General features: G+C 38.3%; 30 protein-coding genes and 2 pseudogenes. 13 read left to right on the top strand and 19 right to left on the bottom strand.

The window, feature by feature from the left end:
* Window positions 1-101: 101 nt before the first annotated feature.
* On the bottom strand, window positions 102-629 hold the full coding sequence (locus HC179_RS10865) for a C40 family peptidase (protein WP_168864322.1): 528 nt from the start codon (window positions 627-629) through the stop codon (window positions 102-104).
* 186 nt (window positions 630-815) lie between these two features.
* Here HC179_RS10865 and HC179_RS10860 point away from each other — a divergent pair, with 186 nt between their 5' ends.
* The gene (locus HC179_RS10860) at window positions 816-1,118 is read left to right on the top strand and encodes a hypothetical protein (RefSeq protein ID WP_168864321.1); all 303 of its coding nucleotides are present in this window, start codon (window positions 816-818) and stop codon (window positions 1,116-1,118) included.
* Window positions 1,119-1,149: 31 nt separating this feature from the next.
* Here the strand turns inward: HC179_RS10860 and HC179_RS10855 are convergent, their stop codons facing one another.
* Window positions 1,150-2,445, bottom strand: coding sequence for an MFS transporter (locus HC179_RS10855; RefSeq protein ID WP_240948512.1), 1,296 nt, complete (start codon window positions 2,443-2,445; stop codon window positions 1,150-1,152).
* A 141-nt stretch (window positions 2,446-2,586) separates the two neighbouring features.
* Between HC179_RS10855 and HC179_RS10850 the strand changes: the two genes are divergently transcribed.
* Together HC179_RS10850 and HC179_RS10845 are read left to right on the top strand one after the other, a co-directional pair.
* The gene (locus HC179_RS10850) at window positions 2,587-3,297 is read left to right on the top strand and encodes a vanadium-dependent haloperoxidase (protein ID WP_168864319.1); all 711 of its coding nucleotides are present in this window, start codon (window positions 2,587-2,589) and stop codon (window positions 3,295-3,297) included.
* Between the two features lie 252 nt (window positions 3,298-3,549).
* The gene (locus HC179_RS10845) at window positions 3,550-3,858 is read left to right on the top strand and encodes a hypothetical protein (RefSeq protein ID WP_168864318.1); all 309 of its coding nucleotides are present in this window, start codon (window positions 3,550-3,552) and stop codon (window positions 3,856-3,858) included.
* 122 nt (window positions 3,859-3,980) lie between these two features.
* Here HC179_RS10845 and HC179_RS10840 read toward each other — a convergent pair whose 3' ends face one another.
* From HC179_RS10840 to HC179_RS10790, 11 genes and pseudogenes are all read right to left on the bottom strand, one after another.
* The gene (locus HC179_RS10840; RefSeq protein ID WP_346775138.1) at window positions 3,981-7,223 is read right to left on the bottom strand and encodes a hypothetical protein; all 3,243 of its coding nucleotides are present in this window, start codon (window positions 7,221-7,223) and stop codon (window positions 3,981-3,983) included.
* 77 nt (window positions 7,224-7,300) lie between these two features.
* Window positions 7,301-7,621: pseudogene (locus tag HC179_RS21355) on the bottom strand (YunG family protein); the annotation flags it as partial.
* Between the two features lie 54 nt (window positions 7,622-7,675).
* Window positions 7,676-8,401: pseudogene (locus HC179_RS10830) on the bottom strand (alpha/beta fold hydrolase); the annotation flags it as partial.
* Window positions 8,401-8,874: an NUDIX domain-containing protein gene (locus HC179_RS10825; protein WP_168864317.1), complete on the bottom strand. Its 474-nt coding sequence runs from the start codon at window positions 8,872-8,874 to the stop codon at window positions 8,401-8,403. The pseudogene HC179_RS10830 and the gene HC179_RS10825, both read right to left, overlap by 1 nt.
* Before the next feature lie 26 nt (window positions 8,875-8,900).
* The gene (locus tag HC179_RS10820; protein ID WP_346775137.1) at window positions 8,901-9,710 is read right to left on the bottom strand and encodes a PP2C family serine/threonine-protein phosphatase; all 810 of its coding nucleotides are present in this window, start codon (window positions 9,708-9,710) and stop codon (window positions 8,901-8,903) included.
* A 15-nt stretch (window positions 9,711-9,725) separates the two neighbouring features.
* Window positions 9,726-10,421 carry a Type 1 glutamine amidotransferase-like domain-containing protein gene (locus HC179_RS10815; protein ID WP_168864316.1) on the bottom strand — a complete coding sequence of 232 codons (696 nt, stop codon included), beginning with the start codon at window positions 10,419-10,421 and terminating at the stop codon, window positions 9,726-9,728.
* A complete protein-coding gene (locus tag HC179_RS10810) occupies window positions 10,418-11,011 on the bottom strand; it encodes a YdcF family protein (protein ID WP_168864315.1) in 594 nt (197 codons plus the stop codon). Before HC179_RS10810 ends, HC179_RS10815 begins: the two co-directional genes overlap by 4 nt.
* Before the next feature lie 628 nt (window positions 11,012-11,639).
* Entirely contained in the window at window positions 11,640-12,410 is a 771-nt protein-coding gene (locus tag HC179_RS10805) for an alpha/beta hydrolase (protein ID WP_240948511.1), read from the bottom strand.
* 1,122 nt (window positions 12,411-13,532) lie between these two features.
* Complete coding sequence (locus HC179_RS10800) at window positions 13,533-14,195, bottom strand: CoA transferase subunit B (protein ID WP_168864313.1); 663 nt, start codon at window positions 14,193-14,195, stop codon at window positions 13,533-13,535.
* 18 nt (window positions 14,196-14,213) lie between these two features.
* Window positions 14,214-14,903 (bottom strand): CoA transferase subunit A, encoded by a 690-nt coding sequence (locus HC179_RS10795; protein ID WP_010194325.1) that lies wholly within the window; start codon window positions 14,901-14,903, stop codon window positions 14,214-14,216.
* A 20-nt stretch (window positions 14,904-14,923) separates the two neighbouring features.
* Window positions 14,924-16,108: an acetyl-CoA C-acetyltransferase gene (locus tag HC179_RS10790; protein WP_168864312.1), complete on the bottom strand. Its 1,185-nt coding sequence runs from the start codon at window positions 16,106-16,108 to the stop codon at window positions 14,924-14,926.
* A 148-nt stretch (window positions 16,109-16,256) separates the two neighbouring features.
* Here HC179_RS10790 and HC179_RS10785 point away from each other — a divergent pair, with 148 nt between their 5' ends.
* Both HC179_RS10785 and HC179_RS21200 read left to right on the top strand, forming a co-directional pair.
* Complete coding sequence (locus HC179_RS10785) at window positions 16,257-17,177, top strand: hydroxymethylglutaryl-CoA lyase (RefSeq protein ID WP_168864310.1); 921 nt, start codon at window positions 16,257-16,259, stop codon at window positions 17,175-17,177.
* A 55-nt stretch (window positions 17,178-17,232) separates the two neighbouring features.
* Window positions 17,233-17,367 carry a hypothetical protein gene (locus HC179_RS21200; RefSeq protein WP_277350531.1) on the top strand — a complete coding sequence of 45 codons (135 nt, stop codon included), beginning with the start codon at window positions 17,233-17,235 and terminating at the stop codon, window positions 17,365-17,367.
* Window positions 17,368-17,776: 409 nt separating this feature from the next.
* Here HC179_RS21200 and HC179_RS10780 read toward each other — a convergent pair whose 3' ends face one another.
* Window positions 17,777-18,106, bottom strand: coding sequence for a YnfA family protein (locus HC179_RS10780; protein ID WP_481747969.1), 330 nt, complete (start codon window positions 18,104-18,106; stop codon window positions 17,777-17,779).
* A 143-nt stretch (window positions 18,107-18,249) separates the two neighbouring features.
* Here HC179_RS10780 and HC179_RS10775 point away from each other — a divergent pair, with 143 nt between their 5' ends.
* A complete protein-coding gene (locus HC179_RS10775) occupies window positions 18,250-18,465 on the top strand; it encodes a hypothetical protein (RefSeq protein WP_168864307.1) in 216 nt (71 codons plus the stop codon).
* Between the two features lie 82 nt (window positions 18,466-18,547).
* On the opposite strand, the gene HC179_RS10770 is transcribed toward HC179_RS10775, so the two are convergent.
* Window positions 18,548-19,063, bottom strand: a complete 516-nt coding sequence (locus HC179_RS10770) for a phosphotransferase family protein (protein ID WP_240948510.1) — start codon at window positions 19,061-19,063, stop codon at window positions 18,548-18,550.
* 139 nt (window positions 19,064-19,202) lie between these two features.
* Entirely contained in the window at window positions 19,203-19,757 is a 555-nt protein-coding gene (locus HC179_RS10765; protein ID WP_168864306.1) for a DUF2157 domain-containing protein, read from the bottom strand.
* A gap of 154 nt (window positions 19,758-19,911) precedes the next feature.
* Between HC179_RS10765 and HC179_RS10760 the strand changes: the two genes are divergently transcribed.
* Window positions 19,912-20,247: a hypothetical protein gene (locus HC179_RS10760; protein ID WP_168864305.1), complete on the top strand. Its 336-nt coding sequence runs from the start codon at window positions 19,912-19,914 to the stop codon at window positions 20,245-20,247.
* A gap of 39 nt (window positions 20,248-20,286) precedes the next feature.
* Window positions 20,287-20,469: a hypothetical protein gene (locus HC179_RS10755; protein WP_168864304.1), complete on the top strand. Its 183-nt coding sequence runs from the start codon at window positions 20,287-20,289 to the stop codon at window positions 20,467-20,469.
* A gap of 52 nt (window positions 20,470-20,521) precedes the next feature.
* Here the strand turns inward: HC179_RS10755 and HC179_RS10750 are convergent, their stop codons facing one another.
* Window positions 20,522-20,893: a VOC family protein gene (locus tag HC179_RS10750; RefSeq protein WP_168864303.1), complete on the bottom strand. Its 372-nt coding sequence runs from the start codon at window positions 20,891-20,893 to the stop codon at window positions 20,522-20,524.
* A gap of 128 nt (window positions 20,894-21,021) precedes the next feature.
* Between HC179_RS10750 and HC179_RS10745 the strand changes: the two genes are divergently transcribed.
* Window positions 21,022-21,558 carry a GNAT family N-acetyltransferase gene (locus HC179_RS10745; protein ID WP_168864302.1) on the top strand — a complete coding sequence of 179 codons (537 nt, stop codon included), beginning with the start codon at window positions 21,022-21,024 and terminating at the stop codon, window positions 21,556-21,558.
* Window positions 21,555-22,328 carry a class I SAM-dependent methyltransferase gene (locus tag HC179_RS10740; protein WP_168864301.1) on the top strand — a complete coding sequence of 258 codons (774 nt, stop codon included), beginning with the start codon at window positions 21,555-21,557 and terminating at the stop codon, window positions 22,326-22,328. Before HC179_RS10745 ends, HC179_RS10740 begins: the two co-directional genes overlap by 4 nt.
* A gap of 7 nt (window positions 22,329-22,335) precedes the next feature.
* Here HC179_RS10740 and HC179_RS10735 read toward each other — a convergent pair whose 3' ends face one another.
* Window positions 22,336-22,734: a VOC family protein gene (locus HC179_RS10735; protein WP_168864300.1), complete on the bottom strand. Its 399-nt coding sequence runs from the start codon at window positions 22,732-22,734 to the stop codon at window positions 22,336-22,338.
* A 46-nt stretch (window positions 22,735-22,780) separates the two neighbouring features.
* Window positions 22,781-23,509 (bottom strand): nucleotidyltransferase domain-containing protein, encoded by a 729-nt coding sequence (locus tag HC179_RS10730; protein ID WP_168864299.1) that lies wholly within the window; start codon window positions 23,507-23,509, stop codon window positions 22,781-22,783.
* Between the two features lie 103 nt (window positions 23,510-23,612).
* On the opposite strand from HC179_RS10730, the gene HC179_RS10725 reads away from it, so the two are divergent.
* From HC179_RS10725 to HC179_RS10715, 3 genes are all read left to right on the top strand, one after another.
* On the top strand, window positions 23,613-24,578 hold the full coding sequence (locus tag HC179_RS10725) for an alpha/beta hydrolase (RefSeq protein ID WP_481747968.1): 966 nt from the start codon (window positions 23,613-23,615) through the stop codon (window positions 24,576-24,578).
* A 112-nt stretch (window positions 24,579-24,690) separates the two neighbouring features.
* The gene (locus tag HC179_RS10720) at window positions 24,691-25,113 is read left to right on the top strand and encodes a ferritin-like domain-containing protein (RefSeq protein WP_168864298.1); all 423 of its coding nucleotides are present in this window, start codon (window positions 24,691-24,693) and stop codon (window positions 25,111-25,113) included.
* Between the two features lie 131 nt (window positions 25,114-25,244).
* Complete coding sequence (locus tag HC179_RS10715; protein ID WP_168864297.1) at window positions 25,245-26,015, top strand: alpha/beta hydrolase; 771 nt, start codon at window positions 25,245-25,247, stop codon at window positions 26,013-26,015.
* The last annotated feature ends 51 nt before the right edge of the window (window positions 26,016-26,066 follow it).

Raw genomic sequence — 26,066 nt, 5'->3', positions numbered from 1 at the left:
ATACGACGATACCCAACTCTTTACCATCTATTTTTTATAGGTGAAAAGAACTGTTATGCAAAGAAAAGGGTTGCCCAATTTAGGCAACCTTCCCACTAATCTCATCCGCTTTTATTTACACTTCCTTTTTCTGCCAAGGAATCTTTGACTCTATATATGGAAGTGATATACTTAATCCGTTTTGACCTCATTATATCTATCGGCGTTACATCACCTGTCACCAAATCCTCCACAAGATCTATCCCAATATGTTGAAAAGCCTTATCAATGATTTCGGAACAGATATAACGATCCTGTTCATGAATAATGATATTCCAACGAAAATAACGTTTCACAAATAATGAAATAAGCCGCCACCAATCATACCCTTTAGAGGTAGATAGCTTTTTATGAAGAAAATGAAGCAGCTCTTCTTGTTGGTCATCCGTCAAATTCACTTTTAATCTATATAAGTCGTATTCTTTGTACGGATTTTTCATGATCTCCATTTTACGATACAAATCAACTTCACAAATTTGCTCTTCATCCACTGCTATGGTTACATGGGTGTATTCGGATTTTAGAAAAAAACGGATAAAAGGACTAAAATTGCAATTTCCTTTGACGAAAAGTAAATCACCTACTGCCATTTTCATCATTCCACCCCACTAACTATAAAATCAGGTAAAATCTCCCTATATGTATCTACTTATTATATAACAAAGAGCATAACTTTTTTACTAATTTTTCAAATTATTTCTCTAAAAAGAACGAGTTGGTTCAAATGACGAGTTAGATTATAATGAGAATACTAGAATTAAAGGAGTTTGAAAATATTGGATAAAAAAGATTTGGAACAAGCAATCATACAAAACTACCAAAAAGAAGAGAATATGATGATACTGGTTTTTGCACAATGGTGTATTAACCATGAATTAGACCCATTTACTCTTTATACAAAAGCATACCCTGATCAAGCAAATAACCCCGCACTTGCTCAAGCTTTGGAATTGACAGTTTCCAAAGAAGAGGCCGGGGATATTTCAAATGATACGGTTTTAGGGGTATTAGCTATGTTTGGGAATGATGACTTAGCTTTTGTTGTGTCTGAGGAAATAGCAAAGACAAAAGGAAAATAATGAAAAAACGGCGTTTGCAGACGATTGCTGCTTACGCCGTTTTTTTATTTTTCTCCTGTTTGAGAGCTACGTTATCTCTACTTGCCCAGATAATCAAAGGTAATAATAAAAGAGATAAGAGACCACCACCTATAGAAAGCATGGCATAACTAGTTTGTGCTACTATCATACCTGACATGATTCCACCTGTAGCCCCGGATAATGCAACCAGTACATCCATGGAACCTTGGACCTTTGCGCGTGTTATAGGCGTTGTGGCATCCACGATTGTTGCCGTGCCGCTTATCAAGCCGAAGTTCCAACCTAGTCCAAGTAGTGCCAATGCCAAAATCAGTACGTATAAACTATCACCTGGTGCAGTCGCCGCAACGATTCCCGCTAGGAGCAATGTTACACCAGCTGCTGAAGCCATAGTGGTACGTCCGACCTTATCAACCAGAACCCCGGTAACTAATGAAGGCAGATACATGGCACCAATATGAATCCCGATTACAAGACCAATAGCATCTAAGCCGTGTCCATGATGCCCCATATGGATGGGTGTCATCGTCATGATTGCCACCATCACCATCTGAGTCAACACCATTACTGAGCCACCGACGATGATTCCTCGGTTATTCTTTTTGGGACCAATTAAGGGGAGGTTCTCCGCATCCAAACGTTTTTCATTTTCCAATGCTTTAGAAACCAGTAAAGGGTCAGGTTTCATGAAAACAAGTAATATCAATCCAGCTAAAATAAATGCTGCTGCTCCTAAAATAAATGGCCCCGCTAATGACGGGACACCTATGGAAACTGCAAAATCTCCCATTACACCAACTAAATTAGGCCCCGCTACTGCCCCAAATGTAGTCGAAACAAGTGCAATACTAATTGCTTTCCCTCGTTGTTTGGCAGATGCCAGGTCTGTTCCGGCATATCTTGCTTGAAGATTAGATGCTGTACCTGCCCCATAGAATAGTAGGGAGAAAAACAGCAACCACACATTGTCGGTAACAGCTGAAAGCACCACACCTAGAGCACTAATTCCTCCGGTTAAAAAGCCGCCTGCCAGGCCAACCCTTCGTCCAAACCGCTGTGAAACACGCCCAATCAAATAAGCCGCTCCAGCTGAGCCAAGTGTCAATAAAGCAACAGGAACACCAGAATATGCATTGGTACCAAGCATATCTTGAGCCAACAAGGCTCCAACTGTGATACCTGCTGCCAGACCTGCCCCTCCAAACACTTGTGATAGAACGACAATAAAAAGTGTTCGTCGATATAATGGTTGTAATTTTTCAGGGGAAGCGACGATCTCTTCCGAAGTTAATTTATAATCTTTCAATTTTCTCTCCCCTTTGTTCAATTAAGACATTTCTTCCTATTTTAGCATGCTTCCATCATAAGAACTTATTGTTTTTTAACATATATTTCATCCAACAATCATAAAGAAATTCTTAGAAGAACTTTCTAAGGAGTTGAAACAATGCGCACAGAATACAGGCGATGGTCTCAATATCCATATCAAGGAGAGCAAACTCCCCCAGTTGGAAATCCAAACGCCGGCTTTTGGCCGATGTTTTTCATCAGGCGAGAGGGGGCCAATAGATTCCTAGACCCTTTCGGAAAAGAAATTACTTGGCAAATAAAAGATCCTTTATCTATAGACTGGAACAATGAACTACAAATTGTCGAACAAACCATGAGTACCCTAACTCCTCAACAAATTCAAAGCGCAAAATATTGGGCTACCGGTGAGATTGCAGAAAGATTTTCAACCATGCTGTATGATTTTGCTGAGCAGTATCCGATGGGCTCCCCAAATTGTGCCCGCATGCAAGGATTTTTCCATGCAACCATGAATGACGTTTTTGTAGTTTGCTGGTATTTAAAATATTTATGGGATGTTGCCCGTCCCAATCAATATGGGAGAAACATCAGAAAAATTATTGATACACCACGATTTCCAGCCTATCCGTCTGCACACGCTAGCATAGCTGGAGCAGCTCAAGAAATAATGACCTATTATTTCCCGCAGGAACAAGCCCGGATTAAAGCTACAACAGATGCTTCCGCTCAGTCTCGCTTGTATGCAGGCGTTCACTTTAAAGTAGATAACGATGAAGGATTACGGCTTGGGAAGCAAATCGGTAGGATGGTAGTGGAAGTGTTGAAGGTTCAGAATGTGAAACAGTAAGGTAGTTGATATTTTCGTTTTTATGAAACTTTTTTGTCCTTTTCATCGTATAGAATTATTATGAAAACACTTTTAACTTTAACTTAAGTGCAAAAGTGTCTTCATTGTCCTAATGAAGACACTTTGAGCTTAAAATTCTAATCTATAATGTCCACATCCGCCTTATGAAGACACTTTGAGTTGTAGTTTCAGGCCAAAATTGTCTTTTTTCACTTTTCCCTCTAAAAACACACTCTACAAGGAGCAAACTTCATGGCAAAACTCACAATGAAGCGCTTAATGAATTTATTGGGCGTAGTAATCTTTTTAGGGATGATTATCATGGCCGTTACTAACCCATTAACTATAGATCCAAACTTGGGATTCTATCAAACTGAAAAGGCAGTAATGAAAGACAAACAGCTGTACGAGTTTGCAATTTTTTTACTAGTTTCAAGCTTCACTTATTTTCTTCTCGTTCAATTATACTTTTCCACTCCAAAAGGACGAAAGGTATTTTTCATTATTCTTTCTGTTTTAGCCATCGCAGCCCCAATGGTTGCTATCTACCTTGAAAGGTGATCACTAGTTGTTTCACTTTTTTTGTCTATTTATGTAATCTAGTTTCATAGATAACTAGAAATGAAAGAAGTGGAGGCATACTTCCTCCTCCACTCCTATTTATTGCATGGTATATGTGTAACCTATTCTTCCATTTCAGAAAAAAGTTTCTGAATTCTATAGTAAGATTGTTTCAAGCGTTCATGATAAGTTGGTATTTCCCATGGATTCCATGCATATAAGAAGAAATCTTCCTTCCTGCTCTTTCCATTTACTGTTTTTGGAAAACTGTCTACAACTTTTCCATCAGAATTTGACACGGCAATTGCACCTATTCGGATTCCATCAACCCATGCACTGCTATTCAATCCATCATCTGTCCACATATCCCCCATCACTTCTCGTTGACTTGGATCCTTTACATTGAGCAGTGCCCATGGAATACGAACTTCTAACAAGCCTTCCTCCTCATTTAAATAATAATCTGTTAAAGAGTCAAAGTTTTCTTTGTTGGGATTAGAAGTACCAGAACGTAATATACCAGTTTCATAGCTGTCAAACGGGACAACCTGTTCCTCGCCTTTATCATCTTTATACGTTAATTCTTTGTTTAAAGTTAACCTGATCGGATGGAAAAGGCCATTATCTTTTTGGTCTGCATACTGCTGCTTCTCTACCATACCTAGCTTATGGCCATACATATAGTAGAAACTGTCATAATAACTATCTACAAGCATTCTAGCTTTTTTTCCATTCTCAACTTGAAGAAGGAAATCTATGCCTTCCGTTATATAATCAGACCCAGGTACCACCTTTGACTGACCCTGGTTATTCATTACATTAAACAATAATGACAGCTCATGTTCTTTAAATTTATCCGCCTTCAGCTTTACATACACAAATCCTTCATCATGCGTTACTTGCATCTCTTTTATGATGGAAGAAGGGCTGTACACTAATTTTTGATTTAAAGCTCTCCAGTCGTCTTCATCTCCGTCAATTATTATCTTTTGTGTTTCGCCGGGTTCAAATGTCAACATTCCGAACATCTGCTCATTTGTCTGGACGTTTTTCCAGTAAGGTCGCTGGTCCGGGTTATCAAAATCCATCGTATTCCAAGTCCGTTTGAACCATTCGTCATGCCATGAAAAGATTAATCCACCTGCCATTTTTTCTTCCACAATATCTTCATAGAGATGCGCTAGAATCTCTCCTTGTTCTTTTTCGGTATGACCACCCTGGTTCCAACCGTATATATTATTATGAGTATTCCCTCTTGAAGATGGGATGCCAAACTCAGCAACTAATAGCGGCATGCTGTGTGCTTCTTTCATATGCTGTAAATACCCTGCGTAATTGTTTTTCTCTCCCCGATGATCAATATATTCCACATACCGTTTTTCAAAATTAAGGAAGTCCGGGTAATAAGGATAGATGTGGTAGGAAGCGAACATACCTGCTTCAAACTCTTCTTGGGAAAAAATCAAATTAGGATTGACACTTACAAGATCCTCTTCTTCTGAAGGTTCAGAAGGGTGATCAAGCAAATCGGTAGTCACCCAGTTTGTAAAACTCATTGGTCGCTGCCATTGATAGGTCTCCTGTTCGTAGTCAATCGTATACTCCATCATTTCTGCAAGCCACACTTCAAATGGCTGAGCGCCTTGTGTGAAAAGGTATTTTCCATTAAACTCAGAGATACCTGAATGTTTCCTATTCGTATTCAGTACTACTTGCGGATCCCACTCTACCCCGAGGACCCACCCGAGCACATAGGGTGAAACGTCTGCCGTGTAATTTCCATGAGCATGACCTGGACGCTCTTCAAGCACTGCATCTCCATGAATTAAATCAACGGTTCGTTGGATTTCTTCTTTAAAATCTTTGACGTTTTCCTCCGCAAAAGCATCTTTTGATTCAAGGAAAACCTCTTCATTAATCCAAATGCCATGAAATAAATAGATGGGTTTCTCTGCCATACGATTGTATTCAGCCAAAGCCTCATAAAAGTGCGGCGGATGAATCGTGTAAATACGTATAGCATTAGCATTCATGTCGCCAATCTGCTCAAACCAACGGTAGTACTCTTGCTTTGAGATAGCTGTTTCACCAGGCCATGTACCTGGTTTTGCTATTCCCATGTTAACCCCTTTTATCAGAAAATCTTCCCATTTCCCGTCTTTTTGTATTTGTAAATAATCACTGCCTGCTCTGCCTGGAATATAAGATTCACCTACAAGATTAGCAGTTAATTCCTTTTTTACAGTGCTCTTATTTTTCTGCTGCTTCATAATTTCACTCATCATGGGATGATACACTCTCCAATAAAAGGATTTCAGATCATCTTTATTCCTTGACTGCCATTTCTTCAGCGCCGTATATCCTTTTGCCTGATAAAGGGATGGGAGTTCTGCCTGGTCAGCGAAATCACCTGAGAAATAGTAGCTTTCATGAGTAGGGTTTACATGATGTATGACGGCTGGAAATTTGACAGGAATCCCATTTTCTATTAATTTTTCTTCTGCCTCGTTTGTCAAAGAAAGGGAGAAGGATGCAAGCACCTCATTATCTTCTTTGGGTACGATAATATCAAACCAATAGTGATAGGCTGCTCTATCCTGAAGATTAAAGTGTTCTTTGCCATTTTGCGTAAATTCAAACATGACATGTTGTTTTTCCATATCTTCCTCTGTCAAGATTAAGAGCTTATCGCTATCGTGAACGAATACCATCCCTTTACCACTAAAATCCCACTCTTTCCCGTACTGCTCAAGATAATTCTTTTTTGCCCAGATGGGAACTTCCGACCCTTCAAGCTCTGTAAAGAATCTCCCTATCCAGCCTGTCCACTCTAAATTATACAGTTGGTAAAATGACTCTTTTACCTCTTGAGGCGTAGGACTTCCAAATGTATTAAACTCTCCAATTAAGGTAGTACCATGTGAAAATACAGCTTCTCTTATATAGTCCACATCCTCCGATGTCATGCCCCCGTATATAAGTTCGGAACGTTGCCCTTGTGCATTACCTGTTGTAATATCCTCTTGATAAACACCGTATCCATCTGCTATATAGATTACATCATGCACCTTATTTTCAGGATATGCTCTAACATTATTAGCCACATCGCTTACAGGGTCATACCCGACGTAATCTGAATGCAGTTTATAATTACTTCCGTCCGTTTTCTGTATTTTTTGCTGGTTGAGTAACCACGTCAGTCCTAAATGTTCCCTGTATGAATCATCCGGAACCGTTTTATCGACAATCAAAACATCAAGTGGTGTAGAAGGCTTAAGCAGCCATCCTATTACTGGAGAACAAAAGCCTATAAATAAAAACACTATCAAAATTGACCACAGCCACATTCTTTTCTTTTCCATCATAACCATTCACCCACTTCTGCAAGGGGATTGGTTTTGTCTTTTTCGTACATAGTCATATTAATAATCTCCTAAACACTTTATCTTTTTATCTCGTACGACAACACATTTTTCTTTAACGTATGATATTGATCCAGGTTTGTATTCTGAAATGCTTCTGATCTGTTGGAAGGAGTATCGGAGTAATTAACTCCTTTATCAAATTGAGAGGATGTATAGTCATAACGAATACCATTTACCTTGTTATAGAAATGCCAACCATTAGGCATCAAAGTCTTAACAATTTCCCCTCCCAAAAAGTCTTGAACTACTAATGAGGTTACTCCACATTGTCCTTTAGCAGGATTCTCAGGACTCCATTTCGAACTTGTGGTTATAGACCAAGATTCAAAAAGGACATCTATTAGATTTTTCTCATTAATCATTATCCTATTATTGGAATGATTAATGTTTGTTAAGGATTCGATAAATCTTACAATTATGTTTATTACCAGCTGCGGTTCATCGTTCTGAATATAATGAGCACTATTTTCAGCAATTATGAATTGACCGTTTGTTGTGAATTTTAGAACCTCCTCTTGCATCCTGTTCCATAAGGCTTGGGATTCTTTGGAATAATGATCTTTTTTCCCTGCCGACAAAACAATAGTGGGTGTATTTGAAACTCTATTACTTTTCTGAAGTTGTTGTAAACTATCCATAAACTCATGGAAGTTCCCTTCACGAGTGAACTGGTTTTTATAGGCCTCTTTGAATTCTTCAGTCATCGTGGGGAGAAATCTTTCCGGGTATTCTTCTGGAGTAGAGTCTATCAACACTAAACCAGCCACTTCTTGTGGGTACAAATTATTGAATAAACGCATGTTTACACCACCGTATGAATAACCCACAAGAATATAGGGCGGCAAGACCTTCTTACTCTTTAAGACCTCTCTTAATTCCTCTACCATAAAAAGGCTGGTCCTCGGATTAGAGCTTCTTTCACTTTTTCCAAGTCCAGCTCTATCATATAGAATGACCTGAGTTAATTTCGATATTTCAGGATAGATTGATTCCCACGCTTTTGAATAGTCTCCATATCCAGCATCCATGATTACAGTTGGAAATTCACTTGATTCCCCGTATATTTTACAATCCAGATAAAAACCGTTTACAGGTCTGATGAATTCTTCTTCATTCATTAAAGGTAATCCTCCAAATGATGCTCTTCTATGATTTCAAGATTGCGTTTATTCTTTACATATTTAAGAATGTGTTCCCTAATATTCGGATATAGAATCACTTTATCCAATTCGGTTAAAGGAATCCATTTCACACCTGTCTGATTAGGATCTGGTTTCGCCGGCATTCTTGGAATACAGCCTTCTTTTATGTTACATTCAAACATTAACCCTAAGGAATGCGTTTCACCGTACTTGCCGTTATTTATATGAGGGGCATATTCATAAACAAATGCTAAAGAACCCACTTCCACATCTATGGACGCTTCCTCTTTTGCTTCTCTTTTTACAGCTTCCTTTACCGTTTCGCCCGGCTCCGTACCTCCAGCGGGTAAATTATAATGCAACCCATTTTGATCATGGAATTCAATTAATAATATTGAGTCGTCCTGTATGATTAATGCGCCAGCTCTTACTCTCATATGAAAAGACATGTATGTAGTACCTACCTTTTTTAGGTTTACTTTAAATCACTTGGAATGGTTGCCTCTTCATTTTTTTGTATCACCCAGGAAACAATCGTTGTACTATCCCGTACATTTTTTGATTGAATATCTTCTAGTAGATTCCTAACTCCTACCTCACAAGTATCGACATTCTGAAACATAAGGTAGATATCTTTTGCATTGTTATATGAAGTATTCGGACATTCCACTAATCCATCAGTCGTCATGAATATGTGGTTATCGCCAGTTCTCATTTCCTTCACACCCGTGCTATAGCAAGGAACTTTCTTGTTGAATGTACTTTCTTTACCGACCCATTCAAAAAAGCTGCGATGATTCTGTTGATATTCGCCTAACCGCTCAAGTTCAGGGTGATGCAGTAGCAATAAGCAGTCTCCTATAGAGAACCACCACAAATAGTTGTCTTTTCGGAAAACAAGTAAACAGGCTGTCTCCCCCTGAACATTCTCACAATCCTGGATAAAACTTTTACTTTGAAAAATATCCAAAACCAAGCTATTCAAACTTGCAAACAAACTAACTACAGATAATGTAAAAATGTCTAAAAACCTTGATTCGTTTTTCTCAATTGTTGAAGTGACCAACTCGGCACTTTCTGCTGTAAAATGGGCATCTAGCAACATCACAAACTCCCAATCTTGTTTATCATCACACCAGATTAAACAACCATCCTCATTTTTAAATTGTCCTGCAGTGGAAGTCCCGCCAAAACGACCGAGAACAACCTTTTCTCCGACTGTCATTACACTGATTTCGTCTACAAAATGTTTTTTGCTTCCTACCCAACTTAGTTTATTTACCACCGGTGCATTCCTCTCTTAACTCCCTAAATACTTTGTTGGAAGCTCTTCTTCAATAAGTTTTTTCTCGAAATAAACTTTGTATGCTTTTGCACTTGGCCTTGAGCTAACAATATGCTCCAGCTTATTATTCACATAATGAAGGGCAACACCATCATCGGTTGCAATACCTGGGATAATTTTATTACTTCCCACCAATTCTTGATAAGATGGTTTCCTTTTTACTTCCCCATCATAATGAGGACAATTGCTACCTTCCAGGAAACCTAAGCACTGAATAGGTTCCAAAACATCACCAAAGGAGTCAGTCACACCTTCTTGAAACCAACATATGGACCCTGCACTAATACCGGCAAGTAAGACACCTTTGTCATAGGCCCTTTTCAGAATGACGTCTAGCCCCCATGCTCTCCAAAGTATTAATAGGTTTCGAGTGTTACCACCTCCGACATATATGATATCTTTTTCTAATAAAAAAGTTTCAAAATCTCTCGTAGGCGGGTTAAATAGAGAAAGATGGGATGGTTCACATTCTTGCCTCTCAAAGAACTGATAAAACCTAGCAATATAATTATCCGCGTCACCGCTCGCAGTGGGAATAAAGCATATTTTAGGTGTAGGTTTACCTGATTGTTGAAGAATATAGCGATCTAACAATGGGTTCTCCGGTTCCATGGAAAAACCTCCTCCACCGAGGGCGATTAACTGTTTCATGTTTTATTACCTCCTTTCTCTTTTAATTGGTGTATGTTATTGTTCCAACTAGGAAGGATTTCACTGAAATATGTACCAATCTTCTTAACTTCATCCATTACACGTTTTATACCTACTTCTGTTAAAAACCAGTTATCCTTTGTTATTCCATATCTATCAACACACGGTGAAATGAGAAACTCACAATCTTTTGGGAATACAGCTTGATAGCATAATAATGAACGTCGAGCATGACCTGCTTTACAAACCACAATCACTTTTCTCGGAACTATATTGTTACTATGAAGAACTTCTAACGAAAAACGAGCATTTTCTAATGTATGTTGTGCCTTGTCTTCTTTTAAAATTGCCTCTTCAGGTATTCCATTTTCCATGGCAAGGTTTCGTAAATACTCCCACTCAGTCATTCCAACGTGTGCTTTATATCCGCCAGATGGAAGTACATAAGGAGCCAATCCTTGTTTATATAAGTCAGCAGCCTTCTCCATTAATGGAGGATGATTGGCACCTGGCACCAATATTACGTCTGCTAGGGAAACTGCAGTTTCCACAAAAATAAATTCAGTAATTGAATCAAACGGGTTAACCATCTGAATAAACTCCTTGTTCTATTTTAGAGTTTTAAGCTCACTTTTTATTGAAAATCCTCACTGTATATATTAACATAAAATACCAAACCTTTAGTTTTAATATATGTGTATTTAGAAAATTAAATTTGTTCTAACATACAAAAATAACCCAGCTCAAAAATGAACTGAGTTAGTAATAGTATATTTTGATAGACGATTATTCAACAATAGCTCCTAGATTGTACAATAAACTACTATGACATTAGGAAGTCAAAATAATACCGAAGATAATTATTGCAACACCGATTATAAAGTGAGATTTTTTGTCATTCACATTTGATTTTTCTAAAATAGTAAAAATGATACCAATTAGACCGATAAACACAGCACTGCTAAATAAGTTGGAAATATTAACAAGAAAAAGGGTATGGGAACTATTGAACAAATCCAGAAATAACACCTATAACCCTCAATAGCAGAGGTATTCTTAATTTCCAATACATTTACCCACCCTCTCTTATAACTCAAATACATCATAATTCAAACCTTCTTTTTTACAGAAAAGTTCCTATTTAGTTGAAAAAGATGTTAAATTTAATTATTTATAGTTTTGTTTGAATATCCTAGGGATACTTTAAAGTGCTCTTATCTATTTTACTGACAGTAAATAAGAAACAATTTCAGGAACTCTCCTCTTGAAGAAATAATAGTTATGTTCCGCATCCTTAATTATCTCAATTTTCGCATTGGGTATTTTCTCTCTCAATATTGAAAAAACAGCTTTGTTTGATGCTAAAAATTCATTATTTATAACATCTTCTTTACCTGCTTCCTTCGTTCCGCAGTCTAAATAAAACATTTCAATCAATGACAAATCTGTATCTTGTAGTAACTTTACAATTTCCTCCTGGTTACGGTAAAAAGCTGAAGACAAAACAGCTATCCTTTTGAATACTTGAGGATAACGGCACATAGCGTAAGTGGAAATAAGTCCTCCCAAGGAAATTCCTGCCATTGCAGTACTATCTTTTAACGTACGGTATTTATTGTCTATGATTGGCTTTAGCTCATTCACTATAAAGTCTACATACTGTATACCTTTTCCACCAGCTGAACTAGCCTGACCTAATATTTTCTTGCTATATTCTCCATTTATCCAAGGACAATATTCATTTATTCGCTCATCGCTATTTTGGTCTATTCCGACAACGATAACTTCCAATCCATTTTCATCCAAGTAGCTTTCAAGTTCTAAAGATTTGCCACCAATTGCATCATTATCTTGAAAAACATTTTGCCCATCGTGCATATACAACACGGGGTAACTCTTATTTTCCTTGTTGTAATTTTCAGGTAGATATACTCTAATTAGTCTTTCTTGCTCGAATGAAGATATATATATGGGGAAAATATCTAACAAGACTATTCCGCCTTTCGCTATCATTTTCTAAATTTTATATCTACCAAAATTTTCATTACTCCATTAAACTCCCTTTAACGGAATAACGCTTACATTGAATTTTGTTTAATTTTAGCATAAAATTCCACTAAACTTTTGTTAAATTAGTTATGCAATTCACATAACAAATGCTTGTATTTGAATTTGCGTTATAGATTGCAGGTGTATTTGCCGCCATACAATTGCCTATTGATATTTTGCAATTTGTTACAGATTCAACTGCCCCCCTTATATCTGACTGGAAAACTTTTGAATAAACAAAAATTGCCTATCAAATCTTCTTAAAAACTGATGGGCAATTTATAGGTTTTTCTATAGTTTCAATAGGTAACGGAACCCGTTACATTTTTCAGTGCTTTTTCTTGGGTATTTGTACTTAAGGAGATTTACATCCTAGTGGCGTAGGAATTAGGGGGTTGGATATAAGCTTATCTTGAGGAAACTTTAAACTTCTGTATTTTTCGCTAACCTATTGGCCCTAAAATCTAATTTGGCGTTTTTCTCAATAAGAAGATCAGTATCAAATTTAATTGAATCAGTTTTTTCGCTTGTAGCGTTAAATCGTAGGTCAATCATCTTCACATCAAGACGACATTCATCTTTATATTGATTAAACTCAACTTTTAATGTATCAATATCACTCTTTAATTCACAAACATTTATTTTTAATGTACTAACATCGCTCTTAGCATGATTATAAGTTAGGATGTAAAAATCTAAGTCATTTTATAGGATAAAAGACCTGAATATAACTTTTTGAATAATACAAGATCAAGTTATCATAGTGTTTTATAAGGAGATATTCCTTCCTAATCTTTCCCAAGCTTCAACCAAGGGGCTGAATGGATTGTACAAGAATCAACATAACCAATTAATCATCCTTTTAACAATATTCCTATTGCTATTCATTGTTGTTAATGTTGTCCGTCACGTCCGGGTTTATGTTGTTTATAGTTCGGGTGTAGGCCCATTCTTTATAGGCGGACTAATAATTTTGGCCATAGTTGTCCTTTACGTCAGGAGGTAAAGAGATAGATCAAAAAAACAGGAGGATATGCGCTCCCTCCTGTTTATGTTATAAATTTAAAAAGCCTCAAGTTTCACATGTTCATCCACAATCAGCGTTGGTTCCGTTGAGTTCTGGATATCCTCCACAGTAAAGCCGCTTGCCACTTCCACAAGCTTTAAGCCCTGCTCTGTAACATCCATTACAGCACGGTCTGTGATGATTCTGTCCACCACACCTTTACCCGTCAAAGGCAGGGTGCATTCCTTCAAGATTTTTGCTTCTCCAACTTTATTTACGTGGTCCATAATAACAATGATACGCTCGGCACCATGCACAAGGTCCATCGCGCCACCCATGCCTTTGATCATTTTTCCTGGGATCATCCAGTTGGCAAGGTCACCGTTTTCGCTAACTTCCATGCCACCTAAAATTGCGATATTTACATGACCGCCACGAATCATCGCGAATGATTCAGCGCTGTCAAAGTAGGCTGCTCCAGGGATAGCCGTTACGGTTTCTTTTCCGGCATTAATTAGGTCTGCATCCACATTCTCTTTTGTCGGGTATGGCCCAATGCCTAATAGGCCGTTTTCTGATTGTAGGACTACCTGTTTGTTATCGGATATGTAATTCGCCACAAGAGTGGGCATTCCGATTCCAAGGTTCACATAGTAGCCGTTCTCGATCTCTTTTTCTGCTCTTTTTGCTATTTTTTCGCGGTTATTTATAGTTGTCATCGTTTGTTCCCCTCCTTGCTAGTCTCTTGTGGTAACACGTTCAATTTTCTTTTCTTGCTGACCTACGATTAGTCGTTGAACATAGATGCTTGGTGTCTGAATCAAGTTTGGATCCAAGTCACCAATCTCTACAAGCTCTTCCACTTCAGCAATCGTCACTTTCCCTGCTGCAGCTATCATTGGATTAAAGTTGCGAGCTGTTTTGTTGTAAATGAGGTTCCCCATTTTATCCGCCTTGGTTGCTCTGACCAAACTGAAATCCGCACTGTATGCTTCTTCAAGCAAGTATTCTTTTCCGTTGAATTCACGGACTTCCTTGCCTTCTGCAATGGGTGTTCCAACTCCCGCTGGTGTGTAGAATGCAGGTATTCCAGCTCCGCCTGCCCTAATTTTCTCCGCAAGTGTACCTTGTGGTGTTAACTCTACTTCTAGCTCGCCAGACAATACTTGACGTTCAAATTCTTTATTTTCGCCAACATACGAGCCAATCATTTTCTTGATTTGTTTGTTTTTCAATAGAAGTCCAAGACCCCATTCGTCAACACCGCAGTTATTGGAAATGACCGTTAAATCTTTTACCCCTGTTTCCACAAGTGCAAGAATTAAGTTCTCCGGGATCCCGCACAAACCGAAACCACCGACCATTATGGTTGCCCCATCATGAATGTCTTTTACCGCTTCTGTAAAGGATGTATAAATTGGTTTCATCTTAAGTTGCACCTCTCTCTTTATATGTTTTCTATAATTGTCGCGACACCTTGTCCGCCGCCGATACATAGTGTTGCAAGTCCTTTTTTCGCTTCACGGCGTTTCATTTCATGGATAAGTGTTACTAAGATTCTAGTTCCACTCGCACCAATCGGGTGACCAAGTGCGATTGCACCGCCATTAACATTCAGCTTTTCAGGATTGAACTGCAATTCCCTGCCGACCGCAAGTGCCTGTGCTGCGAAAGCTTCGTTTGCTTCCACCAGGTCCATATCTTCCATGGACTGTCCGCCTTTTTCCATCGCTTTTTTCACGGCTGTAACAGGTCCGATTCCCATGATACTAGGATCTACCCCACTGCTTGCATTTGCCACGATCTTAACTAGCGGTTTGATACCAAGCTCATCCGCCTTCTCCTTACTCATTACCACTACAGCCGCAGCTCCGTCATTTATTCCTGATGCATTACCAGCTGTTACGGACCCATCCTTTTTAAAAGCAGGTCGCAGCCCGCCAAGCTTTTCAGCTGTGGTTCCTTTTCTAGGATATTCGTCTGTATCTATCGTCAGAATTTCTTTTTTCTTCTTCACTTCCACCGGGACGATTTCGTCTTTGAACTTGCCGTCTTCGATTGCCTGGACTGCTTTTTGTTGACTGTTTGCAGCAAATTCATCTTGTTCTTCTCTAGTTAACTCGTATTTATCACACAGATTTTCGGCAGTGACACCCATATGGTAGTCATTGAAAACACAAGTTAGCCCATCCGCTACCATGCTGTCCACTACCTTTTGGTCTCCCATGCGAAACCCGTCACGTGCGCCTTTTAACAAGTACGGTGCCTGAGACATATTTTCCATCCCACCGGCAACGACAATGTCTGCATCTCCAGCAAGGATTGCTTGTGTGGCAAGGTGAACTGCTTTCAGTCCTGATCCACAAACTTTATTGATTGTCATGGAGGACACTTCTTGTGGAAGGCCAGCCGCCATTGCTGCTTGTCTTGCAGGGTTCTGACCAAGCCCAGCCTGCAGTACATTTCCCATGATTACCTCATCTACACTATCTGGTGCAAGCCCGGCTTTTGCGAGCGCTTCTTTAATTACAACGGACCCTAACTGTGGAGCGGAAACATCTTTAAATGCCCCACCAAAACTTCCAATCGCTGTTCTGACAGCGCTTACAATGACTACTTCTTTATTCGACATATTTTCCTCTCCTCTCGACTGATTAATTTCTAGATTCATGTCGAAAATCCTTCTTTATTTTATAAAATTTCTATTATTCTTGCTTTTCCCCCTCTACATTCCCTAAAATTAAGGATGGGAGAAATTATTCGTGAAGGGGGAAACAACGATGAAATTGCCGTCCAAAGCAACCATTATCGAAGTCGGTCCACGTGATGGGTTACAAAATTTGAAAACATTTTTACCAACGGATGCGAAAATTGAATTTATAAGTGAACTGAAGAAAGCTGGTATTCCAGAGATGGAGCTTACCTCTTTTGTCTCACCAAGATGGGTACCACAAATGGCAGATGCAGCTACTATCATTGAAAATTGCAATGACAGGGACTCTCGTAATTTTGTGTTAGTGCCAAATCAGAAGGGCATTGAAAGGTTACGTAGCACCTCTTGTAAAAATGCTGCTGTGTTCGTTGGAGTGAGCGATACATTTAATAAGAAGAATATTAATAAAACTACCGAGGAAAGCTTGGTCGAATTGGAACCTTTAGTAAAAGAATTAAAAGACCAAGGATACTTTGTACGTGCGTGTATTTCAACTTCATTTTATTGTCCTTATGAAGGGAAGGTAGCAATGGAGGATGTCCTTGCATTATGTAAGCGCTTTGTTACTTTTGGTGTGGATGAATTAAGTGTTGCAGATACTATTGGGATGGCGAATCCAAAGGAATCCTTTCAGCTTTTCTCAGTTTTGAAAAAGGAACTAGCTGACGTAATGTTAACCGCCCATTTTCATAACACCCGCGGTATGGCTTTGGCTAATATTTTTGCTGCACTTCAAGCTGGCGTAGATAGATTTGACACATCAGCAGGCGGCCTTGGGGGTTGTCCGTTTGCACCTGGTGCATCTGGTAATGTTGCAACAGAGGACGTTGTCTATATGCTCGAACAAATGGGCATTGAAACAGGTATCAATTTGAAACGGGTTGTTAGAGCATTGGAGAACCTCCTGCCTCATCTGGATAAACAATATGAAAGCCAATATTATAAACTTGTACAAGCAAATGGAACGGCTGTCCCTCCTGGTGTATAAATCATTACTTTCTTACCCACATTAATTAGGGAGAATAAGGAAGGGAGAGATCTCTATGTCTAAGCATAATAACCATAATGGTCCCAGTCAAAAGGGACAGCCTAACGCTCAGAGCGTAAAGCAAGTTGTTTCTGCTGAAGAAGTGGAACGCGCAAGCCATCCGACGAAGCGTCAGAATTCGGAGCAATAGTTTTTGATAGAAACTGCAGTGGTGCAGTTTCTTTCTTTTTTGGCATTTGAATGCCAGTTCCTTGAGTTTCATGCTAACTTTGTCTACATTGGCTTCCTATGAATACCGGCATCTCTGTATTCAGGCTAACATTGTCCTCATTCACCTTCTATGAACCCCGGCATCTCCTAATTTAGGCTAACATTGTCCTCATTGAACTCCTATGAACACCGGCAACTCTTAATTTAGGCTAACATTGTCCTCATTGAACTCCTATGAACCCCGGCAACTCAGTATTCATACTAACATTGTCCTCATTGAACTCCTATGATCCCCGGCAACTCAGTATTCATACTAACTTTGTCCTCATTGAACTTCTATGAACCCCGGCATCTCTTAATTCATCCTAACTTTGTCCTCATTCCCACCATTAGCTTCTAGGTGCAAATAACATGACCGAAACCCCGACCAAGCAGATACCTGCTCCAATCCAATCGAAGAAATCCGGAGTCTTTCTATCAACTCCCCATCCCCAAAGTACCGAAAGTATGATAAATACACCACCATAAGCAGCATAAACCCTGCCAAATGAAGGAAAGCTTTGAAACGTTGCCAACACACCATATAACGCCAAGGCGATACCTCCAGCAAATCCCAAATACGCAGATTTCCCTTCCCTAAGCCACAGCCATATCAAATAGCCCCCACCAATTTCCGCTATTCCAGCCATGATAAACAGTACAAACGCATGGACCAATATATACACTCCCTAATAATCATTTCAATTCTACCAACCATACCTCCAAATATGGTCTAAAACTATGTATCCAAACATAATTTGTAAAAAGTGTTATAAGAGCAAGCTCCTATAACCCATTCTAAAATGAAACAGGTGAGTTTTCTATGTATTTCGTTTACTTTATGGAAAATAAGAATGTAGTATTAAGTCAGTATCGGAAAGAGTTGCCGAACGTGGATGAGGAATTGAAGATAAAGGGGCGCAAAGGGAAAGTTCTCAGTGTAAATCCTGTTGATGATCGACATATTAATATTCATGTTGCTTTAGAAAAAGTAGTAAAAAAAGGTTTTGTGGACTTATCGAAAAAGAAGAAGAAATAGGATCTTTCAGGAGGGGTTCTTCATTGAAGAACCCCTTTTTCCATTCTATTTAACAAAAGCACCTCCATATATGGCAAACTGTCTAATAGAACCCGTCTATTTGACCGAAGGGTATAAGTCTACTAATAACCACGGTGTCTATATCTTCTAGTAGCTTTAATTCTTCTATGTATCTATCACTTTTTCTTTTTTTATGTATGTTCCACGGTTCGGTTCCTTCAGGAGCAGGATACTCATGCAATTTTTTTAGCTCTTTCCCCGCTTGAAACCCAACATGATACTGCTCTCTTTCTGTCAAACTACCTAACGCCTCTTCCCCATCCTTACCTGGCAGATATGTTAATACCATATAAGCTAACCCCAGTGCTTCCTGTACACCAATTTCAATGGCTTTTGGCACAAAATCAGAGAGTGAGGATAACATATTAATTGTTTCTAATTCTCTTTTTCTATGATTAACATCGTCTAAAGGAAAAAGACGAATAAGGTACTTATCATCAATTACGAATTTCTGATCGTTGGAAAACCCCTTGGTAAGCTGTTGTACCCTGTTTGCTTCTCTCATGAAAGGAATTTCATGCTCCATAACTTTATTCAATTAAACACATCCCCTTTTCTATCATATGGACATAATATTATCCCCCATAACTAAATATCGGTCTATAATATTTTAATCTGCTGCAATTGCTACCTCCTTTACACGTAACAAAAAAACGCAAGAGAAGGAATAAACTCATTTATTCCTTCTCCCATTCCAAGTCCTCTCTTACCTCCAGCTCTTTAATTGTCTTTAGATGGTCCTTCTCGCTGACAATTTTGTAATCGTTTATATACTCTGTTCCAACTGTAATGTGAATGGTGCCTGTTTCAATGATGTTATCGTTAGGGTTCGATACCAGCAAATCAAGCACATACTCCGCTCCACCTTGTTCCTTATTGACTTCCCTTTTTAAATTAAGACCCGACAAATCTTCCAAAATATCTCGGATTGTTTTCTCATCTTCGAGTAATATGCTTTCTTTGTATGTATATAAGCCTGAGTCAAATGTAATTTTACTAATTTTCAAATGCCTGATTTCACTATCTTCACGATATTCCGCAAGTACCGAAGCATCTGAAGTAGTCGACCTTATCTGGTCATACAGGAAGTATCCTCCTACAACCACCACCAAAGCAACAAAGAGTGGTCCGAACCTGCTTTTGCGAAGTACTAGCATAACCGCTCCGATTAGTAATACTCCAAATACAATCAAACTAACAAGAAACTTTAATGTAAGAACACCATCTACCATCCAAACTCCCCTTTTATTCAATTTCTATTAATCTATAACAACTTTAACATAAAATTACATATTTTATTTTTTCCCATTACAGTCTTTATGATATTGCCTTCTGTAATTTATGGGAGTAAAATGTTTCTTAAAAACCCCGTCAAGGAATGAGATCATGATGGAAAAGCGCCTTTACATAATTATAGCTATCTTATTTCTTTCCTTTCCTTATTTGGCGTATGGAGAAGTTGCACACTCTTTTCCATTATCCAGTGATGCCATAACAGCTCATAATGATATGCAGATTGAACCGGCAGTTCAGGTTCCTGGTACTAATGGCTGGCAGAAAAAGAAGAAGGACTCTACTTTTCAATCATCACCCTCCAAATTAATTGAATTTCATCAATTTCCATACAAGCATTCAATAAGTAGCAATAACTTAGCAAATCCTCACCTATTCCTTACTCCTTACTTTTTTCAGGGGAGTTATCTAACCGATTCAGTGATTTAGATACTAATTAAAACTAAATCACTGAAAAGAGGAAAGACATTGAATCAGAAAACCGAGCTCAAAAAGTCTATGGAAACATACGTATTACTAACTTTAATGACAGGCTTATTTTTCACAACCATTATGGTTGCGGCTGTATTAACCGACCAAAATATTTTTGAATTGCTGCCTAAATTTTCTTGGAACATGGTAAATAGCTGGGATGAAATTTTTAATCGTTAAAATAAAAAATCGACTTGATGAGGGATATCTTCCCTATTCAAGTCGACTTTTTTTATCTATGTTGATCAATTAGGATAGGATTGCCGTCTGGATCTTCTATGGTGAAACTAGCTGGGCCTTCACTGGATTCGTCTGCCTCTGTAAGAATTTTGATTCCTTTTTCCTTGAGACTCTTTTGAAGGTCTCTGACATCCGTAAATGCATCCATGTTATCTGCATTTTGATTCCAGCCTGGATTGAATGTCAAAATATTTTTCTCAAACATCCCTTGGAAAAGGCCGATAATACAATCTTCATTTTTCATAATCAACCAGTTTTGGCTGATCTCACCACCAAATACTTCAAATCCTAGACACTCATAAAATTCTTTTGATTTATGTATGTCTTTAACTGTTAAGCTGACTGAAAATGCTCCTAGTTTCATGCTTCCTCCCTCTGGATAGGTATCCCTAGCCGAATAAAGTTTTCTCTCTCTTATTATAGCCACAACATAGATAGAGAAAGTAGAGAATTTTCACTTTTTTATACTATAATGTTAAAGGGGTGATAATAGTGAATTTTACATATGAAATATTACCAATTGATAGGTTAGAAACTTGTAAAGAGATTTGTAATGAGTTAATGATATACCAGAAATCATTGGCGCATATTACACCAGAGCGTTTTGACGACATGTCATATGAAACGCGATTAATTCCGTCTGTAGAAAAAGCTCAACACAATTATGTGGTGGTTGTTAAAGATCAAGATGAAGTGATTGGCTATGTTTATTCAAACATTTCTCCAAAAGAGGTCTATTCGTCTGAGTTTGCCACTTTTTTTGACATGAAATCCGTAAGGAAAACTTATGTTGGATGCTTGTCTCAATTCTACATAAAGGACAAATACCGCCGATACGGAATTGGTTCAAAACTGTTTTCCATGTCGATGGATTGGCTACAGAGTTTCAATGAAGTGGAAGATTATTTTATCTTTGTATCCAATGGAAATGAGCAGGCACTTGAGTTTTATAAACGAAAGGGCTTTTTTATAAGTCATGAGATTTTAGATGGGTTTATTACAGTTTTAAGAAACAAAAAGGTGGCATGATGAATAGTATTTTCAGAGATAACTTAGAGAAATATGCAGACGCCATCGAGTATGATCGAATACATGAAGACTATTTAGTAGATTTGCCACTAATTCTAGAATGGGTACCGGAGAGTGGTCCTATTATTGAATTGGCGTGTGGTACAGGAAGATTGACTATTCCACTGGCTGAAAAGGGATATGAAATGTTTGGTGTGGATATTCATAAAGGGATGCTGGAACGTGCTAAAACCAAAGCTAATGGTAAGAATTTGACCATTCAATGGTTCTTACAGGACTGCACAGAGTTATCTCTTAAACAATCTACTAAGTTAATGTTCATGAGTGGCAACTCCTTTCAACATTTCTTGACCAATGAGGTACAAGATGCCCTCTTTCAATCCGTCCACCGACAACTAGAAGATGGAGGGATATTTATTTTTGATACAAGAAATCCGAATCTGGATGAGTTATCAAAGGTGGATGTGTATGAAGAGCACTTTAAGCATTCCAATGGTATGCAGGTGAGCGAGTATCACAAAGAAACTTATAATCCTCTGACACAAATCCTTCACTGTGAGACGGAACGAAAGTTTTTTAAGGACACAAATTTAGATTCGATAGAGAAAGATAAAATTTCATTACGTTATGTGTTCCCATTGGAGATGCGCCGGCTTTTAAATGAACATGGATTTAAGGTATTGCATGAATACGGAGACTGGAATAAAAGTTCATTAACCGCTAATAGTCCACAAATGGTCTATGTTTGCCAAAAGAAAGGGAGTAGTTAAACAGTGACTACTCCCTTCCATTTAAGTCCTTCTGATCCACGTTGAATTCAATTAAATTATTCGAGGGATCCATACAAAAGATTTGGGCAAAACCACTTTTGCTCTTAGGTTTTTCCACTATTTCAATGCCTTTACTTTGAAGAAATTCCACCGTTTGTTTATAATCCTCCACCCTGACGGCAAAATGTCCATCTCTACTGTCGATATTTTTTTCGTGTCTCAACGTTTCTGCCTGTTTATTTTCAATCAAATGAAGTTGCGCGGTACCCACCTCATACCATGCTCCAGGAAAATCAAAATCTGGTCGTTTTAGCTCAGGAAACCCAAGAAGTGTTCCATAAAAGTGTTTTGCCTCTACAATGTCTTTCACCGCTAGGCTGACATGATGTAGGTCCGATATTTTCATCTTGGTTCCACACCCTTTCTAAAAAGTTTTAGTGCTAGTATATCACTTATTGATTCTTACCTAGTGAAAAACCCTCAAACAACCTACCACCATACGGTTCCAATATACTCTCCACAATATGGATTGCCTTGCTTTTATCATTCTTACTATAAAATAAATCGAATGCTTGCGTAAATGCCTCTGCGAAGTTCTCATCATATTCAGCAAGAGAACGACTAATCCATTTAGAGGTACCAATCCACCTTTTATTGGTTCTCAAGGTAAACTCCGCTGCGAGGTCCGCAAGGGTCCCAGCAATAAATATTGACTCAGATCGATTCGAAGATCCAATAAAATCATCAAGTACATCGGTAAGAAAATATTGTTTCAACTTAATTGTTGCTATATCCCATTTTTCTGGACCAGCATGTAAAAGTGTTTCCGCTTCTTTTTTTATTCCATCTAAAATACCCTTATCCTTGAGAACGACCCCCTCTGAAATCATTCTTGGCAAACATGGTCTTGCCCTTTCACAATCACTTTTAAAAAAGGCTTGATAGGACTTTAGATTATGGCAGAATAATTCAATCGGCCATCCAAACTCAACAAAAGATTCTCTATAAGAAGCAGGTAACTTTTGATCAAAGACCACAATATCCAAATCTGATGTTGGGTTTTCCTGACCACGCACCACACTGCCAGCGAGTATGGCTCCTTCACAATCAGGAAAAAATTTATCTATGATTTTCTCTGCAGCTTGAAAGGAAGATAATCGTTGAAATTGATTTACTTGCATCTCTTATACACCTCTTTTCTCAAAAGCATATCATAAACAAATGATTAATTTTAAGAAAATTTTCCCACTCTCACTCCTCCCATTTCCCTTCAGGCTAATCCAAATGATAAACTATGGTATATATATCCTTTTTGGAGGTTTTTCGGTGAAACAGCTAAAACGCATTTTAATTGTTATGGGTATTTTACTTTCCTATATTCTATTTGTCGGCATTTTTTTTACCAATAAAGTAATGTACATTCGTAAAAAAACAAATGAAGAAATTTTACAACGGGAAACACTGCTCGGACACTATAAAGAAGACCTTTATACCAAATTGCCAAAACGAGAACTTACTATCGCCTCCCCCCTTGGCTACAATATTTACGGGGAAACGTTTGACGTATCAGGGTCTACACGATATATGATTTTCAGTCATGGTGTGACGCAGAACACCCTCAATTCCATTAAATACATGAATATCTTTCTGGAAAGAGGCTGGAATGTCGTTTTATATGATCACCGAAGACATGGGAAATCCGGTGGTAAGACAACAAGCTATGGATTTTATGAAAAGCACGATTTAAAAGCCGTCGTGGACTGGGTTCGCGAACAAGCGGGAAGTGACGCAATCATCGGGATACACGGGGAATCAATGGGTGCTGCCACGCTTTTGATGTATGCAGGAGCCATTGAGGATGGTGCTGATTTTTATATAGCGGACTGTCCGTTTTCTGATTTGGAGGAGCAATTGACCTATCGATTAAAAGCGGATTTCAAGATTCCGAAACAGCTTGTTATGCCAATTGCCAACACTTTTTTACGCATAAGAGATAAGTACTCCATCCGTGATGTCTCACCAATCAATGTTATAGAAAACATCGAAAATCCAGTCCTGTTCATCCACAGTGAACCAGACGATTTTATTCCCATTATGATGACCCAGCAACTTTTCGAAAAGAAGAAAGGGAAAAAGCAACTGTATGTTGCGAGAAACGGGATGCATGCGATGAGTTACTCTGAAAATCGCGAGGAGTACGAAAAGGCGATTGATGAATTTTTGGACGAAATCGGGTTTGGAATCGAATAGTAATTCCTAAGGAGCAATCATATCAATGGTTGTTCCTTTTTCGTTCCACAGAATAATTTCCTATTGTTAATTGAATCATAAAGATAGCGACAATTTGGAAGGAGTGAAAGGAATGGATGAGCAAATTAAGGAATTGAATGCTTTTCTTGAAGGGGAATTTATGGGCATTCATGCGTATGAACATTATATTAAAAATACACAAGATGAAGCGATAAAGAAGGATTTGCAAACAATTCAGCAGAACCATAAGATGCATGCTATTTTTGTAGCAGAAAGAATTCAGAACTTGGGAGGCGAGGCGGTCGATGATGTTGGCCTTGTCGGAGCTTTTCAGGAAAGAGTTCAACAGGTAAAAGGCTACCCGAAGGATTCTCGTGCTATTATTGAAGGTGCCATACATGGCGAGGAATTCGGATCCGATATGATGGCCGAATTTGTAAAGGGTGATTTGGATTTGGAGAGCAGGAATATCGTTCAATCTATATTGAACGAGCATAAGCAGCATATTGAATTATTGAGGAAACATTTAAAATAAGTATGGAACGAGGACGGTGTGAATGTCACTGTCCTTTTCTTATGTAAGTAAGTTTTCTCTAAGTTTTTCTACCTTCCTTTTCTATTTACTACTATAATAAAAGTAATATAAATACGGAGGAGCGTAACAACATGCTTGAATATTTTAATGTTAATATCACCCCTTTCCAATCTGAACGAAGAGTAAGTGTCCTCTTACCTGATGGGTATGAAACATCGGACAAGCGATATCCTGTTTTGTATATGCACGATGGACAAAACTTGTTCATTGATAGTGAAGCAAGCTTTGGAGTGAGCTGGGGAATAAAGGACTATTTAGAACAACAGTCCGACCTTGAAATTATTGTGGTAGGTATTGATTGCAATCATGAAGGGTATGAGCGGTTTAACGAATATGCGCCATGGGAAAATAAAGAGCTTGGACAGAGGCTTTTCAATGATGAGAACCTTACAGGTGGTAAAGGTAAAGAATATATTGATTATCTAACGTTTGAATTAAAGCCTTTGATTGATGAAAAATATCGAACACTTCCGGAAGAGACTGCGATGGCTGGTAGTTCAATGGGTGGTCTAATTTCCACTTACGCTGCATGTAAATACCCTCATATTTATAAGAAGATTGCTTCCCTGTCTTCTGCCTATTGGATTAATCAACCTGAAATGGAAGCATACATAAAAGAACGTGATTTAAGTAAAGTTGAACGATTTTATTTGGATGTTGGTACAAAGGAAGATACTTCATTTATCAATCATCAAATTTACATCGACTCCAGTCAAAGTGTGTATGATTTGTTGGCTGAGAAAATCGAGAACGTGCGCTTTGATGTTGTAGAGGATGCGATTCATAACGAAGCGGCTTGGCGCGAGAGGCTTCCAGTCATGTTTGAATTTTTATATAAGTAAATGATGCTTTATGCTAAAAGGACTCACCGCTTATAAAAGTGAGTCCTTTTT

Origin of the sequence: Bacillus sp. RO1 (assembly GCF_012524115.1) — a bacterium.
In the GTDB taxonomy this organism is placed as follows: Bacteria; Bacillota; Bacilli; order Bacillales; family Bacillaceae_I; genus Sutcliffiella_A.
Note: the sequence above shows the minus strand (reverse complement) of the source record. Positions and strands in the feature narration are given on the sequence as shown.

Coding starts and splice junctions, on each gene's coding strand:
- HC179_RS10795 (WP_010194325.1), bottom strand. CDS start 14,903: ATGAAACCAATTTATACATCCTTTACAGAAGCGGTAAAAGACATTCAT.
- HC179_RS10735 (WP_168864300.1), bottom strand. CDS start 22,734: ATGAAAATATCGGACCTACATCATGTCAGCCTAGCGGTGAAAGACATT.
- HC179_RS10720 (WP_168864298.1), top strand. CDS start 24,691: ATGGATGAGCAAATTAAGGAATTGAATGCTTTTCTTGAAGGGGAATTT.
- HC179_RS10750 (WP_168864303.1), bottom strand. CDS start 20,893: ATGAAACTAGGAGCATTTTCAGTCAGCTTAACAGTTAAAGACATACAT.
- HC179_RS10730 (WP_168864299.1), bottom strand. CDS start 23,509: ATGCAAGTAAATCAATTTCAACGATTATCTTCCTTTCAAGCTGCAGAG.
- HC179_RS10790 (WP_168864312.1), bottom strand. CDS start 16,108: ATGTCGAATAAAGAAGTAGTCATTGTAAGCGCTGTCAGAACAGCGATT.
- HC179_RS10715 (WP_168864297.1), top strand. CDS start 25,245: ATGCTTGAATATTTTAATGTTAATATCACCCCTTTCCAATCTGAACGA.
- HC179_RS10785 (WP_168864310.1), top strand. CDS start 16,257: ATGAAATTGCCGTCCAAAGCAACCATTATCGAAGTCGGTCCACGTGAT.
- HC179_RS10825 (WP_168864317.1), bottom strand. CDS start 8,874: ATGTCTTTTCATATGAGAGTAAGAGCTGGCGCATTAATCATACAGGAC.
- HC179_RS10775 (WP_168864307.1), top strand. CDS start 18,250: ATGTATTTCGTTTACTTTATGGAAAATAAGAATGTAGTATTAAGTCAG.
- HC179_RS10760 (WP_168864305.1), top strand. CDS start 19,912: ATGATGGAAAAGCGCCTTTACATAATTATAGCTATCTTATTTCTTTCC.
- HC179_RS10845 (WP_168864318.1), top strand. CDS start 3,550: ATGGCAAAACTCACAATGAAGCGCTTAATGAATTTATTGGGCGTAGTA.
- HC179_RS10850 (WP_168864319.1), top strand. CDS start 2,587: ATGCGCACAGAATACAGGCGATGGTCTCAATATCCATATCAAGGAGAG.
- HC179_RS10800 (WP_168864313.1), bottom strand. CDS start 14,195: ATGACAACTATAAATAACCGCGAAAAAATAGCAAAAAGAGCAGAAAAA.
- HC179_RS10810 (WP_168864315.1), bottom strand. CDS start 11,011: ATGGTTAACCCGTTTGATTCAATTACTGAATTTATTTTTGTGGAAACT.
- HC179_RS10840 (WP_346775138.1), bottom strand. CDS start 7,223: ATGATGGAAAAGAAAAGAATGTGGCTGTGGTCAATTTTGATAGTGTTT.
- HC179_RS21200 (WP_277350531.1), top strand. CDS start 17,233: ATGTCTAAGCATAATAACCATAATGGTCCCAGTCAAAAGGGACAGCCT.
- HC179_RS10865 (WP_168864322.1), bottom strand. CDS start 629: ATGGCAGTAGGTGATTTACTTTTCGTCAAAGGAAATTGCAATTTTAGT.
- HC179_RS10725 (WP_481747968.1), top strand. CDS start 23,613: ATGATAAACTATGGTATATATATCCTTTTTGGAGGTTTTTCGGTGAAA.
- HC179_RS10765 (WP_168864306.1), bottom strand. CDS start 19,757: ATGGTAGATGGTGTTCTTACATTAAAGTTTCTTGTTAGTTTGATTGTA.
- HC179_RS10815 (WP_168864316.1), bottom strand. CDS start 10,421: ATGAAACAGTTAATCGCCCTCGGTGGAGGAGGTTTTTCCATGGAACCG.
- HC179_RS10740 (WP_168864301.1), top strand. CDS start 21,555: ATGATGAATAGTATTTTCAGAGATAACTTAGAGAAATATGCAGACGCC.